The organism is Bacillus sp. CR71, assembly GCF_003429245.1.
GTDB classification, from domain to species: Bacteria; Bacillota; Bacilli; order Bacillales; family Bacillaceae_G; genus Bacillus_A; species Bacillus_A thuringiensis_S.
The window spans coordinates 3,573,599-3,590,797 of sequence record NZ_CP031748.1 but is presented as its reverse complement, the minus strand read 5'-3'; the positions used below and the strand labels follow the sequence as shown (position 1 = coordinate 3,590,797).

Below are 17,199 nucleotides of genomic sequence, written 5' to 3'. Positions count from 1 at the left end.
TAAGGGGAGCTAGGAGACGATATCTTAGCTCCTTTTTTAATAAATGGAGGCGTGTGTTATGGCCAACTTATTTAGGAAAAAATCAGTAAGGAAATTATTAGAAGATGGTGAAAGTAAGACTTTGACAAAAACATTGGGAGCATTTGATCTTACCATGCTAGGGATTGGTGCAATAATTGGTACAGGAGTACTTGTATTAACTGGATTAGTAGCCGCAAGAGATGCGGGTCCAGCAGTTATTTTTTCATTTATGATTGCTGCAATTGTTTGTGGGTTTGCAGCCCTATGTTATGCGGAAATCGCATCTGCTCTTCCAGTCTCTGGTAGTGTATACACCTATTCATATGCGACGATTGGTGAGTTTGTAGCCTACTTAATGGGATGGACTTTATTGTCTGTATATATAGTTACAACTGCCGCGGTAGCGGGTGGATGGACAGGCTATTTTCAAAACTTATTAAACGGGTTTGGGATTGAGATACCAAAATCACTTTTAACAATTCCAACACAAGGTGGAATCGTTAACTTACCAGCAGTAATCATTACTTTGTTATTAACTTGGTTATTATCAAAAGGAACGAAAGAAAGTAAGCGAGTGAATAACGCAATGGTATTAATAAAAATTGGTATTGTTGTTTTATTCATTTCAGTTGGTATATTTTACGTAAAACCAGAAAACTGGATCCCGTTTGCACCTTATGGTATAAGCGGAATCTTTGCCGGAGGAGCTGCAGTATTTTTTGCCTTTTTAGGATTTGATGCGTTAGCAACATCTGCTGAAGAAGTAAAAAATCCACAACGTGATTTACCGATTGGTATTATTGCTTCGCTAGTTATTTGTACAATTATTTATGTTATAGTTTGTCTTGTTATGACTGGTATGGTTTCTTATAAGGAATTAGATGTACCAGAAGCAATGGCCTACGTATTAGAAGTTGTAGGACAAGATAAAGTAGCGGGTATAATCGCAATTGGAGCTGTAATTGGTATTATGGCTGTAATTTTCGCTTACATTTATGCAACAACACGTGTATTCTTTGCGATGAGTCGTGACGGTTTATTACCAAAATCGTTTGCGAAAATTAATAAGAAGACAGAAGCACCAGTATTCTCAACTTGGTTAACAGGTATTGGTAGTGCTTTAATTGCTGGATTTATCGATTTAAAAGAATTATCGAATTTAGCGAATATTGGAGCGTTATTAACATTTGCGATGGTTGGTGTGTCAGTTATTATTCTTCGTAAAACACATCCAAATTTAAAACGTGGTTTCATGGTACCACTGGTACCAATTTTACCGATTATTTCAATAACATGTTGCTTATTTTTAATGGTAAATCTCCCTTTAAAAACCTGGGTTTATTTCGGTATTTGGTTATTTATAGGGGTAATCGTATATTTTATGTATTCTAAAAGACATAGTCAATTAAACAAACTATAAATAAGATATATCAGAGACAAAGGGTACCATGCCCTACATGTTTGGACAAGTAGGATTCTTCTCATTTGGGATGTACCTTTTCTTTTTAAAAAAAATTTAATCAAAAGAACTTGAAGGTTTATGTTATACCACTACTACTTCTTTACCGAGTAAAATTTTAGAAAAAGTGGGACGAGATCCTATGAAATATAAGGTTTGTAAGTAAAGAAAATTAAGTATATTACTCTCTCGATGTAAGGGTAAATATGTCTGTTATTTGATAAAATACTTTCTTCATAAATAAAACAGCCATCAATATTGATGGCTGTTTTATTTAATAATAGATAGCTGTGGAGAATTACTTTTCTTTTCTCACGCCTTTGAAAGGTGCTGGACTACTGGTTTTTTGATCAAGGAATCGTCCAGTTGTACTGTCACGTTTAATCCAATTTCCGTTTGGACCTTGCAATTGACTACGCCCTTTTACTGCGCCAATGCGCCCTTTTCCAGGTTCACCGTTTTTCGCCATGTGAATCCTCCTCTCCTATATGCTTATTGTTGTCTGTCTTGTTGTATATTGTTTATTTTATAAAAAAACATGTGATTTTTATATTATTTTGTATCAGAGATAGTACCAATAAAATATGGATTTTGTCAGCAAAGCAAAATTCACATAGAAAAAGACAATTTCCTGTACTTAGAGGTAACCGACTTTAAATGGTTAATTACCAAAAAACTTAATGGATAAAAATAAGGAACTTTGTTTTTAAACTGGTAATGATACTTTATAAAAAATGTTTAAAAGAGTAACAGATATTAGTTCTTCTATAAAATTAATTACTTGTTTATGTTTGAATGTTTTTCTTAATCATCATCCTAAGATTGTTGAAGAAGAGATATGGAATCAAGAAAATAGAAAAATAAAAAAATTACAACTTGGAATGAAATTCGCAATCTAGCAAAATGCGCAGTCCGTGGTTCTAATATGATAATTGTACAGTCTTATTTGAAAAAGAAAAGTGGAGAGTGAACAGAATGGAAATATTTAAAGTGTCCTCAATACCATCGGGCAGGAAAACATGGTTGTGTAAATCATGTGCCGATTCAATATGGGTATTTTCATCAGTTTGTCATAAAGTTATTAGTGGAAAAAGGAGAGTCTGTTACTTTAAGGCTCCAAAGCAATGTCGAAAAGGGGCAAGAGGAAAAGATAAGAAAGTTACAAAAGCTTATGAGCACAAATCAGCAAAAGAAAAAAACGCTACTAGATTTGTATTTAGAAGAACTTATTAATAAAGAAGAGTTTGAAAAAAAACGGAACGATCTGGAAGTGGAAATACTCAAAGCGGATCATGAATTACTTGTGATGCAAAATGGCAATCATGTTCAAATTGATATTCAAACGATAAAACAAGCATTTGAGCAGTTACAAAAGCAAGAGCTAGATTTAATTCACGTATTTCAAACATTAATTCAAAAAATTAATGTTCATCAAAATGGGACGGTGGATATTATATATACTTTTGAAAGTCCGTTATAAGAAAAAAATTATATAAAATGATAATATTTTTTTAATCCTTAGAGTGCATTAAATTTTATTGTTGTTTTTTCATAAAAAAGACCACTTTTATGTGGTCTTTGGTTGTTTTTACAAAAGTGGAGCACTTGTTCATGAAACAAAAGAATAGATTATAAAATAGAGGACTGCAAAATATCTAGCTATTAATTAATTTGATACCATATACGTTGACAATATTGTTTGTAATTTATTTAACTCAGATACAATTAGCTTATTAATCGATTCTTCAGTGATTTTTGGTTTTTGTCGATGATCCAAAATTTTATTATATTGTTCATTAATACGTAATCCTTCTTTTTCGCCAAAGCATCTTATAAACAAGTTATTTTTTACATTATGAGTATTAATGAAAATTTTCTTTAAGTCAGTATCCATTGTAGCAAATAGATGTATGGTATTTCCTTCATTTTCATCCCAATATAAGGTACTCCAAAAAGATAAATAAGTTAAATCCCAAGCCTGATTTGAGCTCTTTTTGAGGATATTATCTATATCGCTGAGCTCATGAAGTCTTGGTTGCTTTATCTGTTTTGAAAATAATAATGCTGCATATACCACTGAGTATTGGCAAAATAGAATGTTTTTATCAATCCATTGTAATAGGGCTATCATCTTTTCTGTGGTAGAAAGTTCCTGATTCATAAGTAAGTACCAAATATGCAAGGTTTCTGCAAGATGCATCTCTTGGTGATTATTTTTTACATCGAATGTGTATTCCTTATAGGTTGATATATTTATTTGGGGTATAGTAGTTACTTTTCCTTCAAATAGATCAAGCCATGTTTTTATAGGGTATTGATTAAACATCGTTAAAAAAATATCATTTTCTAAACTGGCTTCTGTATTATTGTTTTTATTGTTGGCATATTCATTTAATGCCAAACCTCCAGTAATTGATATATGATTGAAATGTGCCCAGAACAATAGACTGCTAATAACCTTCAGAATATGTTGATCTTTTAGAGTGCCGGTATTACAAACCTCTACAATTTTTGTCATGATATTCCGATCAATAATAAGAATATATTCTTTACCATAATGGTTAGAGAAATCCGGACAACCTTCTGGGGAAATAGTAGGATGAAATATTAAAGATTTTTCAATGATAAATTCAGTTAATAATTTAATCTGTTCTTTATGAATTTTCATTACTTCCATAGTGTCCTCCTATAATATGTATACTGATTATTCTAATTTAGTATCATAATAACATTTTATCGTACTTCTTATTTTTTTGTACAACTATATTTTATTTTTGATCACCTTTATAGTGTGTTGGGTCTATTGGGGTTATTTAATCATAGATCTCTTGAATTTAAGATAGAGCTTGTTTCGTTTTGCGCAAACAATACACATCTCAAATGTGATGTGTATTGTTTGCAAAGAATGAATTGTTATAGGGTAAGTTAGCGTAGGTTTGAAATGCTGTTTGTGGTAAAATTTACATTATGAATATTTTGAAAAGGTGGTAAAAGAATGAAGGTAGAATGGGTTCGAATTCAAGATTTTCGTTCGATTGAGGATACTGATAAGCTGTACATAGATTCTTTACTTACTGTTTTAGCTGGTAAAAATGAAAGTGGTAAAAGTAATATATTAAGAGCTCTAGAAGTGTTTTCAATAGGTGGATTTTCTATTGAAGATTATCCTGAGGGTAAAAGTAATGACGAAATTGATCCTATGGTAGAAGTTTCTTTTAGATTGAATCTAAGAGATATAGAAAACACTGTAGTAGAAGATAAAGGGTATACTCCATTTCATCAAGAAAAATACTACAATTTTATAATTAGTAAACCCTTAGATGAAAGTAAAATATATACATATGGTTCAATTCAAAGATACTTTTTTAATGAGCGATTTATTAATTTGTTGGAAAGGATTAATGAGAGTCTATTAGTGGCTATTGAAAATGCCGATATTAGATCGAGTGTAAGAAAAAGAGCAGAATCTTTATATAAGCTGGGACATAGTTTTTTAAAGACTTTTTTAGAACAAGAGACACCTATTTATTGGTTAATGGATTATAGAAATAATTTAAGTGATATATTAGGATTTATGGATGTAGATGACAAGATATATAAAAAAAATGTGAAGAGTGCAGATTTAACATTTTCTCCTGAGATATTGAAACAATTCTTGAATCTAAGTATATATATATATGATCGGTATCAACATTTTGAAAAAAATGTAGTAATACCGAAGTTTAAGTTGCTTGAATCATTTGAAAGACCTTTACCGGATTCAGTGTCGCTTTTTAATGAAGATGGAGATGTTTGGACGAAATATATACAAGACGCTTTAGGAGGAACTGAAGGTGGAAGTGTTTCGGAGATGTCAAATAGAGAGATAAAAAGGGGTCTAGATAAGCTTTCGAAGGACACTACGTCCTTATTTCAGAATGTATATTCGCAAAGTCGAATAAAGATAGAATTAGATTTAGGTGTTCATAATACTGTAGATGTATATATATATGATGATGCAAATGACATTGATTTTCTCCCTAGTCAAAGAAGTAAAGGTTTTCAATGGTTTTTATCCTTCTTTTTTGCAATTAATACAGTTCAAAGAACAGGGGATATTATTTTGCTTGATGAACCTGGTCCATATCTACATCCAAAGGCACAAAATGATATTTTAAACGCGCTAGAGATATTAGCGCAATCAGATCAAATTATTTTTACTACTCATAGCCCATATTTAATCAATCCAAATAACTTAGAAAGAGTACGTTTAGTTACAAGGAACATCCAAAATAATACTATCACTGAAAATCAGATACATGCATCTTCAGTTGCTGATCAAGAGGTATATACCCCGATAATGACAGCAATTGGTTTAGACTTATCCAAAAGCTTTGGGGCTTTTGGGGAACATAATGTTATAGTTGAAGGCATTTCGGATTACTACTATCTAGAGAGTATGAAAAAACATATTAATTATAATGGGAAATCGGACATCTTGAGGTTTATTCCAAGTATAGGAGCTTCTCAAATTGACAAACTAGCTTCTTTATTAATAGGATGGGGAGTGAATTTTAAAGTTTTATTAGATAATGATAACGCGGGAAATAACGAAAAAAAAGAACTCGAGCAGAAGTTGTTTCTATCTGAGGAACAAATGGTCTTCGTAAGTGACAATTCTGGATTTGCTATTGAAGATTTATTTTCAAGGGAGGACTTTTTAAAATACATTATGCCTGATTTGAAAATATCTGAACAAGAAAAAGAATTAAACAATTCTCGTTTATTAAAAGGAAAAAGTAAGGCTTTATTTGCAAAGATGTTTAAAGAGAAATTGAAAAAAAATCCAGATATAAAATTCACTACACAAACCATTGATAATTTTACTGTGCTATTTCAAAAGTTATATGATGGAAATAGTGTAACAACTAAAGAAATGCAAAGCGTACAATAGGCTTTATTCTAAGTGTGAAAAAGAAAAGAGTTAATAAAATAGGATTGTCCTTATAGTCAATTATCATATAGTAGTCATGAGGTGATGAACTATGACTATGAAAGCCTCTCCACTTAAATTAGGCAATGAAATATACGGTGCAATAAAAATTGAAGAAGCGTTTCTAGAAGCTTTAAAAATGTATTTTATAAAGCAGCAAGACAAAAAAACTCCTGATTAAGCAGGAGTTTTTTATTTCTCTGAAGAGGATGGCACAGGAGAAATGATTATTCAATTTTATAAATCCATACATACTTTTCACCTATATATGCATCCAAATGTTTCCACTTCCAAGGCGGTGGAGGGGAATCTTGATAATAGATTCGTTTTTTAGAGACATTCCATATTTAAAATTAAAATTAGAAAAAATAACGTTTTTTATCTCCTGATAACTTACAAACTTAAACTGAAATAGAGAAAAGGAATGAAGTAAACTGATGGTAGTAATCACCTTAGTGATTTCAATGTATACATGACGAATCAGCTTGTATTTATTTCCTTGATAGGATTTTACATAATATTAATTTTTTGTGAATTATTAATCTGAAAATAATTTGATTTAAAGTATTATTCATACGAAATGAATACCTTTATGTAATTTATTTGATTTATAAGATAGTTAAGAATACCAAATCAAAACATAAAAGCTCATTATTGATTGATATTTTATAAAGTTGTATTAATATGTGTCATAAAATAATATCAAAATATAATTATAAATAGAATAAGGGAGGACTATGTAAAAAAGTAATAAATACAAGTTCATGAACTGTTTTTGCACGTAAGTACATGCTAAAGAAACCAAAACTATTAAATTGATCAAGGAAATGAGAGGGAGATACTATGGGGAATAAATCAAAGTATAAAAACAAAAGAATACTAGTAGCTACTGCAACATTAACTATAATTGCTTCTGGGATGGCTTCTTCATCAGATGTCTTTGCAGAGGAAACTCAGCAGCAAAAAAGTTTACCGACATCACTGCAAAATGAAAAGTCAGTTAAATCAGAAAATAGAACATTTACAGTCCCAGGAAAAGGAGATGTTGAGGTACTGAAACAACAGGAAAGAAAAAGTATGGCATTTAGTCCATATGAACCAACTGGTTTATATGCAAAGCCAAATGAACAAATAACGATTAATGTAGAAGGTAATCAAGATATTCAGGTATATATTGGAACGTATTCGTATGATGCTTCTTGGAGAGAAGATTCTAAGATAAAATCATTTACATTAAAACCTGGTGTAAACACAATCCAATCTCCAAATGGGGGGATGATTTATTTTTATAATAAACAGCAAGGTGGTACCATTCGAACAACAATTACAACAGGCGGAACGACTACGCCTTTCTTTGAACTAGGAAAGCATACGAAACAAGATTTAATTAACATGCTGGACCAATATCCAAATGCACATGCAGTGGAGTTAAAAGGCGAACGTGTATTAATTACGGCCAGCCCTGCACGTGTTAAGAAATATTTGTTGGGTTCTAATACAGATCCTGTACAACTCTTAAAAAAGATGGATGAAGCTACTCGAATTCAAGACAAAGTAGCTGGATTATCTGAAGAACAAGTAGATAAACATTATGTTCATTACGTAGAAGAAAATCATTCTCCTGATTATTATATGTATGCAACTTCTTATCGAACAGCATATGTAGGAGATGCAATCCAATACGTGTTAGATATTAATAAATTTATAACAGATGGCTGGGGCCCTTGGCATGAGGCAGGACATTTGAGACAACAATCGCCCTGGAAGTTTTATAATATGACAGAAGTACAAAATAATATATACAGCCTTTCTGTAGAAAAAGCATTTAATCAACCATCCAACTTAGAGAAAAGTGGAATTTATCCAAAAGCATTTCAATATCTAGAACAAGTGAATAAAAATTATGATGAAATTAGCGATGTTTTTGTAAAGCTTGTTATGCTTTGGCAACTACAGTTAGCGTATGGAGAGGATTTCTATCCTAAATTGCATCAATTGTATAGAGATATGCCTTCAAGTGAACTTCCACAAACTGATGAAAATAAAAAACAATTATTTATGATTTCAGCATCAAAAGTAGCCAAACAAAATTTGATTCCTTTCTTTGAGAAGTGGGGATTACGTCCAAATAACGATACCATTCAAAAAGTAGCTGCATTAGGATATCCAGTTTTAACAGCAGAGATTTGGAAGGGGACGGATTCTAATCCAATTAAACCAGATATGCCTAATGTAAATAATATTTTAGAAGGAAACCAGTTTGCATGGTCGCTGAAAGGGATTGGAGATTTTGAATTCGCAAAAGTAAATTTAAATAAATCAACAGAAGAAATGCAAATTGATTTAAAAGCAGGTGTACCACATAACTACTTTGATAGTACATATGCAAGTATTAAAGTGCAAAACACATCAGGTAAAGTGGTCTATAACAAAGAGATTTATGGAAACAAACAACAAAATGCTGAATCACAAAAAGTTTCGGTCAAGGTAGGAGACTATATAGAGTTAACACATCTAGAAGGTGTGCATAGAGCTACTCTCACAAATGTAGATAATAGTAAACAAGAGAGCTTTGGAAAAAAAGCCATATATGAAGTTACAAAAGAAGGTCTAAAGAAAGTAGAAAAAATGCCAGAAGCAACAATTTTAGATGGAAATCAATTTGCATGGTCATTAAAAGGATATAGTGATAGAGAAATTGCAAAAGTAAATTATGATAAAACAGTAGAAGAGATGAAGGTAAAACTAGAAGCAGGTGTACCCCATTCCTACTTTACTAGTACGTATGCGAGTATTAAGGTCCAGAATGCTTCTGGCAACGTTCTGTACAATAAGGAAATCGTGGGAAATAAACAACAAAATGCTGAAAGCCAAACTGTGCCCGTTAAAATAGGTGATTACATTGAACTTACTCATATAGAAGGGGAAGCAACAAAGGAAAAGACGAGAGCGACTTTAATTAACCTTGAAAATAACAAAAATGAAACCATTGGAAAGACAGCAAGATATCAAGTTACAAAAGAAGGCCTGAAGAAAGTAGAAAAAATGCCAGAAACAACAGTTTTAGATGGAAATCAATTTAACTGGTCTTTAAAGGGATATAATGATCGAGAAATCGCAAAAGTAGAGTATAACAAAGCATCAGAAAAAATGCAGATTAAATTAGAAGCGGGTATCCCCCATTCCTATTTTACTAGTACGTATGCAAGCATTAAAGTTCAAAACTCATCGGGCAATATATTGTACAATAAAGAAATTGTAGGAAATAGACAACAAAATGCTGAAAGCCAAACCGTTCCAGTTAAGGTAGGGGATTATATCGAGTTTACTCATATAGAGGGAGAAGCACAGAAGGAAAAGACCCGTGCCACACTTACTAATCTTGAGAATAGTAAACAGGAATTTGTAGGCAAGAAAAAAACATATCAAGTTACTCCTACAGGATTATTAATAAAATAGATAAAAAGGATGTCTAAAAAAATAGAATTTTTTTAGACATCCTTTTTTATTATTAAAAAACGCTAATTATTAATAGTGATATAGGATGAATTCTATAGCCCACTAACTATTATATATACTCAAAAAATCAAGTTATAGCTAATGTTCCAAGGATTGACACATCTATTCTTAGTTAATCATGTTATACTTTTCACAAATGAAATGCTACAATATCAAATCTTAGTTTTATGACATCCTTCTGTTGCCACAGTTTATAAAAGGTCAATTCCAATGGGATTGACTTTTTATAGTTGTAGCACAAAGTTATAAACGCCCATATTTATTATAAGATAAATGTTGCAATTTCACGTACCGTATTTGTGAATGTATATATAATTACAATAAATATTATTCTATATGTAGCTTTGCGATATGTAACTGTTAAATAGATAATATTCAACCTTCTCGTGATATTTTAAATTAAGGTTAAAAGAAAGGAACGTAAAATAAAGTAATTCGTTAATATATAAGGATATTAGTAATAATTTGTGGGAAATTGAAGAACTAAGGTATATGATTGTGAAAAAAATCACAAACATATACCTTAGTTCTTCAAAATTATTTCAAAAGGAGGTTATAAACAATGAAAAGAATTATAACACTGAGCACTTGTAAACTGCAAGATACTATAAAACATGGTGGGTGTGGTGCATGTCAGACATCTTGTCAGTCTGCTTGTAAAACCTCATGTGGAGTTGCAAATCAAAAGTGTGAAAATACAATAAATAGGAAACAAGAAGTATAGTATTCAATTATATTTTATTTAGGTGGCAATCTTTATGAAAAAGGAGTTTGGTTATCCAGTATGATTCATCAATATAAATTAAATGGATACAATATCGTGTTAGATACTTATAGCGGATCCGTACATGTCGTTGACGATCTTGCTTATGAAATAATTATGCTATATCAGAATACTCCTATGGAAGAAATCCTGTCAATAATGCAGGAAAAGTATAAATATGATTTCCACGTTTCCAAGAAGGAAATTCGAGAAACAATTGCGGATATTGAAGAACTAAAAAGAGATGGGAAGCTTTTTACCGAAGATGATTATAGGGACCTTTCAATTGATTTGATAAATCGTCCCACTTATGTAAAAGCTCTTTGCCTTAATGTCGCGCATACATGTAATCTGTCGTGTGAATACTGCTTTGCTAGCCAAGGAAAATACAATGGAAATAGAGCCATAATGAGTTTTGAAGTTGGAAAAAGAGCCATAGATTTTCTATTAGAAAACTCAGGTAATCATCGAAATCTCGATGTTGATTTTTTTGGTGGGGAGCCACTCATGGCGTGGAAAACTGTCAAACAGATTGTCGCCTATGCAAGAAATAAAGAAAAAGAGTACAAAAAAACTTTTCGTTTTACCTTTACTACAAATGGTATGCTGCTTAATGATGAAATTACTGAATTCTTAAATCAAGAAATGCACAATGTTGTATTAAGCCTTGATGGAAGAAAAAAAGTTCATGATTATCTTCGTAAAACTGTCAATGGGAAAGGTAGCTATAATCATATCATTCCAAAATTCCAGGAGTTTGTTGGGAAGCGTGGAGATAAAGAATACTATGTACGTGGAACCTATACCCATAATAATGTTGATTTTACCAATGATATTTATCACATCGCTGACTTAGGTTTTAACAAAATCTCAATGGAACCTGTTATCTGTAATCCCCAAGAACCATATGCGCTCTGTGAAGAAGACCTGCTGGAAATTTACAATCAGTATGAAATTCTCTCGAAAGAAATGCTAAACCGTGAGGAAAAAGGAAATGGTTTTACATTTTATCATTACATGCTCGACCTTTCAGAAGGTCCGTGCGTTCAAAAGAGAATTTCTGGTTGCGGTTCAGGGACTGAATATCTAGCTATTACCCCGTGGGGGGAGATATTTCCTTGTCATCAGTTTGTGGGAGAAGAAGAATATAGTATGGGGAATATATGGGATGGCATTATAAAAGCAGAGATACAGTCTCAGTTTAAGGAAAGTAATTGCTATTCAAAACCGGAATGTCAGGAATGTTGGGCACAGCTTTACTGTAGTGGCGGTTGTCCAGCTAATACAATACATGCAACGGGTTCTCTTAAGGGAACACATGAGTTCAGCTGTAAAATCTTCCGAAAGAGAATAGAATGTTCTATGATGGTTAAAGTAGCTCAATCCATTAGAGCTATGAAGAAGGAAGAACAAGGCATGGTTCAGTAAATAAAAAAGTGCACAAGTGTTGTTATAGCATAAATTTATAAAGATAGTTACAAACAAGAATTCTTTAGTCCAATTTAGAATAAATGAGTTTAAAAGAAGATAGCCATTTGTAATGGCTATCTTCTTTTGTAAAAAATATATAATTTATTCAATTATTTTTTCGATAACAGGCATAACAGCGATTGGTGGAATAGAGTGAGTCCATCCTACGGAAAATATATTTAGTTTTTCACCTACGCTATAGTTATCCTTGCTAGTAATAGGAACACGTAAAATTTTATTCTGAGAAGCTAATTCCCACCAATTATTTTGATAAGAAAGTGCCTCCTCTTTTGTATTAGTGTCAGCTACAACTAAATAATTATCATCTGCTGAAATAACATATCCAGTAAAAGGTATCTGTATTCTTACTTGTTCTTCCTTAATAGGAGTAGGAATACTTATAGAATCTGCGGAAGTAGGAGTTAATCCGAAAACTAATCCACATCCTAGCGTCAGAGTGGTAACCACTGTTACTAATTTTTGTTTTTTTGAAAACATAATATAAATCCCCCTTATATTTTATCCGTACACCATCACCTTTCTATTTTTTATATAGAAAGCCTTTTTATATCCCTAAATTTAACAATTATGTCACAAATAATCCATTGTTTTTTCAAATGGGTATTATTTAAAGATAATATATGTTATAATTCACCAAATTAACTATTAATTTTACCTCTATCTTCTAGTGAATATATATTTTTGAAAAGAATGATAGCGCTATCTTTTGTAAATGTTCCTATTTGCATGATTACCTAATTTTTATGTACAATAAAGAAAAGAGAGTTTCTTAGACAGGAAGAGGAAAGTCATGACCAAGTCATTAGTAAATTTACGCATTGATTTTGCTTTTAAGCAATTATTTGGGACAAGTGGTAGTGAGGATATTCTTATCACATTTTTAAATGCCATGCTAAAGAATTCATTAGAATCACCTATTATGTCACTACAATTAGAGGATCCACATTTACATCGAGAACACGAGGATGATAAATTATCAATTTTAGATGTCTCAGCCACATTAGACACAGGTACTAAAGTAAACGTAGAAATTCAGCTGAATAATAATCACGACATGATTAAACGAAGTTTGTATTACTGGGGTAAATTATATACTTCACAGTTACAAAAAGGGATGCCTTACAGCTCTCTTAGTAAAACAATTACTATTAATTTGTTAAACTTCGTACTTTTTCCCGAATATGAGGAATTTCATACAACGGGAAAGCTATGGAATGTACAACAGCAAAAGCAGTTTAGTGATGATATAGAGATTCATGTTATAGAGCTTCCTAAACTAATGGAACAATGGCGGGAAGAGAAAGTTAATCCGTGGGAAGATTCATTTGTTCGTTGGCTGTTATTACTTCCGGCAAATGAAGATGAACACTTAACTCAAACATTGGAGGACATTGCGATGAATCAAGATCCGATTTTACAAAAAGCAATGAATAAGTGGGAGCGAATGAGTCAAGATTCGACATTCCGACAAGCCTATGAAGCGAGGGAAAAAACCCTAATGGATGAAGCTGCAAAGTTTGCTCACGCAGAGGAGCAAGGAATCAAAAAAGGTATTGAAAAGGGTATTGAAGAAGGCAAAAAAGCCGAACGTATACAATTGGTATGTGGTATGTATAAAAACGGAATGTCTGTAGAGGATATTGCCAAATTTACGAAGTTACCTATAGAAGAAATAAGAGAAATTATCCAATTATAAATAAAAAAGAACACCTACAGCATTTGTAGGTGTTCTTTTTTATGACCAATAATGTCCGGAGTATAATTATTAGTTGATGTATCGTCAGGAAAATAAGAATTTACAACATTAAATATCTTTTAAAAAACTTACATGGATTCTACCTTAAATACATGCTCTATATTCCATCATAATATTGTTAATAATTGTTTGGACGGGCAATATCTCTTTGACTTCATTTACTCGTGCACCTGCGAAAACAAGACCATTTTCACAATCACCATCCATAGAGGTTATCAAAGAATCTAGCGTGCAGAAACGATAAGAACAGTTTTTTAAGCAATTTATACACTTTTTTATTTTTATCTTTTTATTATTATCAGCTATTAATTTAGTAAAGTTATTTTTAACCGCACGACCTTGGAGCCCGACAGTTGTTTTGACTAATATGGTATCTTCTAATCGAGCATTTATATATTTTTCCTTAAAGGATAGTGGTGCGTCACACTCATTACTTGCAACGAATCTTGTACCCATTTGCACACCAGATGCACCCATTGTTAAGGCACGAGCAATATCTTTCCCAGTCATAATTCCTCCAGCAGCAATTACGGGAATTTTGACTGCTGCAACTACTTCCGGTAATATATCGAATAAAGGTCGATCGGTACCCAGATGTCCTCCTGCTTCATGCCCCTCTACTACAACAGCGGCCGCACCCAAGCGTTCAGATAATCTAGCGAGTTTGGCTGAGGATACTATTGAAATAACTGGTATGCCGGCATTTTTCCCCCAATTATACATATCTCGTGAAATGCCAGCACCAGATATGATGAAATCAACTTTTTCCTCAATGGCTGCTTTCATTTTTTCAGCAAAATCATTCATTGCAAAAAGGACATTTACTCCAATATAACCAGTATTCCGAATCTTTTCTTTCGCCTTCCTAATATGCATTCTCATTTCATCTATGGAAATACCAGTTCCTGATATAATCCCAATTCCTCCAGCATTTGCAACTGCAGATGCAAGTTTACTTAATGAAATGCCTACGCCCATTCCTCCCTGTAGAATTGGGACCTTTGGCATCATATGCCCGATTTTTAATTGTGGAAAGTTCAAGTAAATACCCCATTTCATTAATGTTATTAGAGTAGATCTGTTAAACCCCTTCAGTTTAACACGGTGTTTGGAACAAACACAGGAAATTAATACCTGATACTAGTAGTTTGTGATGTTTTTTGATAATTTTCACAAAATGTTCGAATAGTGCGCTATAAATTTTAGAATAATATCAAATGTATATTAAGGATTCTGGATAAAAAACAACGAAATTTAGATTTTCTAACAAAAAATGTTATTAAAAAATTGATTTGTCAAAAATGAAGTGGGATGTAATCATTAATTATTTTAAGCGGGGATATGAACAGAGCTAAATAGAAGTTTATATGCTTTTTAATAAAAGTAATTTTTGTATTATAAGTGTTAAATAATCAATAGTTGTAAAGGAAAAAATCTATGTTTTTAGTAATCTACACGATTGGATTAGAGACAATTAGATGTGTAGTACATTCTAGAAGTCTTAAATATCAATATTCCAAAAATCTTGATAATCAATATGCTTATCAAATTTTTTTAGTATTCTAATGATTTTAGTTGCAGATGTTAAAGTGGGAATACGATCCTTTTTATTTGCTAAATCACTTATCAGAGATTTACTTAATCCAGTCCTTTGTACAAGCCATTGTTGTTTGATTCCTCTGTGATCTAAATACTTACCAAATGGAGTTCTTTTTTTTCCTAGACCAAACATAAAGAATCCCTCCTAATTAAGAATGATGTATAAATAGCTTGTACAAAATTCCATAAATTTAAACTTTTGTCCATAAATATGGAATTATAATTTAGAATAAAGCATAGAATAATATAAATATAATGAAAAAATATGGAATAATTTTGAGGAATCTAGCATTCATAGTAATAGCTACAAGTTGCTGATACACTATCCTAATGGCAACTTGTTGCAAAGGGTATTACTAAAATAAAAAAATCTGAAACTCCTTACGTCAGAAGGATTTTCAGATTTTTTCTTTTTTAGATCTTTAATTTATAGATACGTATTTTATAGATTATTATGCATAATATGGCGAATGAGTAGAATGGATTATCTGCTTATATAGCTTGATTGACCTTGTCACTAAGCATATAAATCTGTTTTAGATATGATGAAAGGAAATACTGACAAAAAATGTGAAATCTGAAATCAGTCATATCTGGTCCAGTATACTCACCACTTTCTACCCAGCTGTTAAGTTATCAGTTTGTAGTGAAAAAAGTACAGTCGGCCAGTTTGTGTAACAAAAAATATTTCTATCCCGTCTACAAATGGTTTATTAATATACAATTCAGGGATCATACTTATATTACAAACACTATGAATACTTTTTTGTTTCATAAATTCTCTTTCGTTAATACACTTGCAAGTGTATTATTTTGGATCTTTATGTGTCAAATGAATAATGTTTTTATCTGAATTTTCTTCACCATATTATGTTTGGGTTGCCATACCCAACATAATATGAAAAATCTCAATCTCATTTTTATAGGATGAAATGAGATTGAGACTCTTTTGTTGTTTATTTGCTGGATAATGGAATGGTAACTAAAAATTCTACGCCTTGTTTGGTATTATTTATAGAATATGTGATAAAAAGGGACTCGAAAATTTGTTTTACAATATATAAACCTAAGCCACTCCCTCCCGTATTTCGATTTCTTGACTTTTCGATTCGATAAAATGGTTTGAAAATATGTTGTATATCTTCTTCTTTTATTTTGACACCTGTATTGATAACTCGCATTTGGACGTTGTTTTGTTTAGAATCCTTTGTTAACTTTATATAGACTTTTTCGTTATACGGTGAATACATAATCGCATTATGAATGATGTTTTTACATGCTTTTTCTAAAAGAACATAATCCGTATAAACAAAAATATCAGAATCGACTTCTTTTATTATTTGAATGCCTTTTTGAGAAGCAAAAAATTCGAGTTTTTTGGCAATTGTATCTATTGATCTCGAAAGATTTACTTCTTCCACTTGAAGTTTAAAGGTATGTTGTTCTAATTTTGACATGCTTAAAATTTCGCGAACCAGTTGTTCCAGACTTTCAATTATTTGATAATTTTTCTTTAAATACTGGTCACGATTTTGATAAGGGCCGATATTATATATCATCCCTTCTAAGTATCCTTTCATAACAGTAAGAGGAGTTTTTAATTCATGTGCTACAATAGC

13 protein-coding genes and 1 pseudogene are annotated in these 17,199 nt (G+C 31.7%); 8 read left to right on the top strand and 6 right to left on the bottom strand.

All coding sequences use genetic code 11. The features are described from left to right. Positions 1 to 58: 58 nt before the first annotated feature. Positions 59 to 1,441, top strand: coding sequence for an amino acid permease (locus DOS87_RS18025; protein ID WP_208730094.1), 1,383 nt, complete (start codon positions 59 to 61; stop codon positions 1,439 to 1,441). Between the two features lie 337 nt (positions 1,442 to 1,778). On the opposite strand, the gene DOS87_RS18020 is transcribed toward DOS87_RS18025, so the two are convergent. Beyond that, entirely contained in the window at positions 1,779 to 1,949 is a 171-nt protein-coding gene (locus DOS87_RS18020; RefSeq protein WP_176281439.1) for a hypothetical protein, read from the bottom strand. Between the two features lie 328 nt (positions 1,950 to 2,277). Between DOS87_RS18020 and DOS87_RS18015 the strand changes: the two are divergent. Continuing rightward, a pseudogene (locus tag DOS87_RS18015) lies at positions 2,278 to 2,960 on the top strand (recombinase family protein); the annotation flags it as partial. A gap of 186 nt (positions 2,961 to 3,146) precedes the next feature. Here the strand turns inward: DOS87_RS18015 and DOS87_RS18010 are convergent. Beyond that, positions 3,147 to 4,157 carry a hypothetical protein gene (locus DOS87_RS18010; RefSeq protein ID WP_208730093.1) on the bottom strand — a complete coding sequence of 337 codons (1,011 nt, stop codon included), beginning with the start codon at positions 4,155 to 4,157 and terminating at the stop codon, positions 3,147 to 3,149. Between the two features lie 318 nt (positions 4,158 to 4,475). On the opposite strand from DOS87_RS18010, the gene DOS87_RS18005 reads away from it, so the two are divergent. The 5 genes from DOS87_RS18005 (at position 4,476) to scfB (ending at position 12,162) form a co-directional block, all read left to right on the top strand. Next, positions 4,476 to 6,413, top strand: coding sequence for an AAA family ATPase (locus DOS87_RS18005; protein ID WP_208730092.1), 1,938 nt, complete (start codon positions 4,476 to 4,478; stop codon positions 6,411 to 6,413). Between the two features lie 91 nt (positions 6,414 to 6,504). Next, entirely contained in the window at positions 6,505 to 6,633 is a 129-nt protein-coding gene (locus tag DOS87_RS30300) for a hypothetical protein (RefSeq protein WP_261795529.1), read from the top strand. 662 nt (positions 6,634 to 7,295) lie between these two features. After that, entirely contained in the window at positions 7,296 to 9,911 is a 2,616-nt protein-coding gene (locus DOS87_RS18000) for a putative mucin/carbohydrate-binding domain-containing protein (protein ID WP_208730091.1), read from the top strand. Positions 9,912 to 10,533: 622 nt separating this feature from the next. Beyond that, positions 10,534 to 10,695, top strand: a complete 162-nt coding sequence (scfA, locus tag DOS87_RS17995) for a six-cysteine ranthipeptide SCIFF (protein WP_000821353.1) — start codon at positions 10,534 to 10,536, stop codon at positions 10,693 to 10,695. 60 nt (positions 10,696 to 10,755) lie between these two features. Then, entirely contained in the window at positions 10,756 to 12,162 is a 1,407-nt protein-coding gene (scfB, locus tag DOS87_RS17990) for a thioether cross-link-forming SCIFF peptide maturase (protein ID WP_098236244.1), read from the top strand. 144 nt (positions 12,163 to 12,306) lie between these two features. Here scfB and DOS87_RS17985 read toward each other — a convergent pair whose 3' ends face one another. Next, on the bottom strand, positions 12,307 to 12,702 hold the full coding sequence (locus tag DOS87_RS17985; RefSeq protein WP_098236243.1) for a DUF3221 domain-containing protein: 396 nt from the start codon (positions 12,700 to 12,702) through the stop codon (positions 12,307 to 12,309). 313 nt (positions 12,703 to 13,015) lie between these two features. On the opposite strand from DOS87_RS17985, the gene DOS87_RS17980 reads away from it, so the two are divergent. After that, on the top strand, positions 13,016 to 13,921 hold the full coding sequence (locus DOS87_RS17980; protein WP_000167466.1) for an Rpn family recombination-promoting nuclease/putative transposase: 906 nt from the start codon (positions 13,016 to 13,018) through the stop codon (positions 13,919 to 13,921). A 144-nt stretch (positions 13,922 to 14,065) separates the two neighbouring features. Here DOS87_RS17980 and DOS87_RS17975 read toward each other — a convergent pair whose 3' ends face one another. From DOS87_RS17975 to DOS87_RS17965, 3 genes are all read right to left on the bottom strand, one after another. Beyond that, positions 14,066 to 15,040 (bottom strand): NAD(P)H-dependent flavin oxidoreductase, encoded by a 975-nt coding sequence (locus DOS87_RS17975; RefSeq protein ID WP_208730090.1) that lies wholly within the window; start codon positions 15,038 to 15,040, stop codon positions 14,066 to 14,068. 442 nt (positions 15,041 to 15,482) lie between these two features. Continuing rightward, positions 15,483 to 15,713 carry a helix-turn-helix domain-containing protein gene (locus DOS87_RS17970; protein ID WP_098630253.1) on the bottom strand — a complete coding sequence of 77 codons (231 nt, stop codon included), beginning with the start codon at positions 15,711 to 15,713 and terminating at the stop codon, positions 15,483 to 15,485. Positions 15,714 to 16,536: 823 nt separating this feature from the next. Then, positions 16,537 to 17,199 (bottom strand): sensor histidine kinase (locus tag DOS87_RS17965; RefSeq protein ID WP_222616348.1); only part of this gene is annotated, 663 nt, incomplete at its 5' end.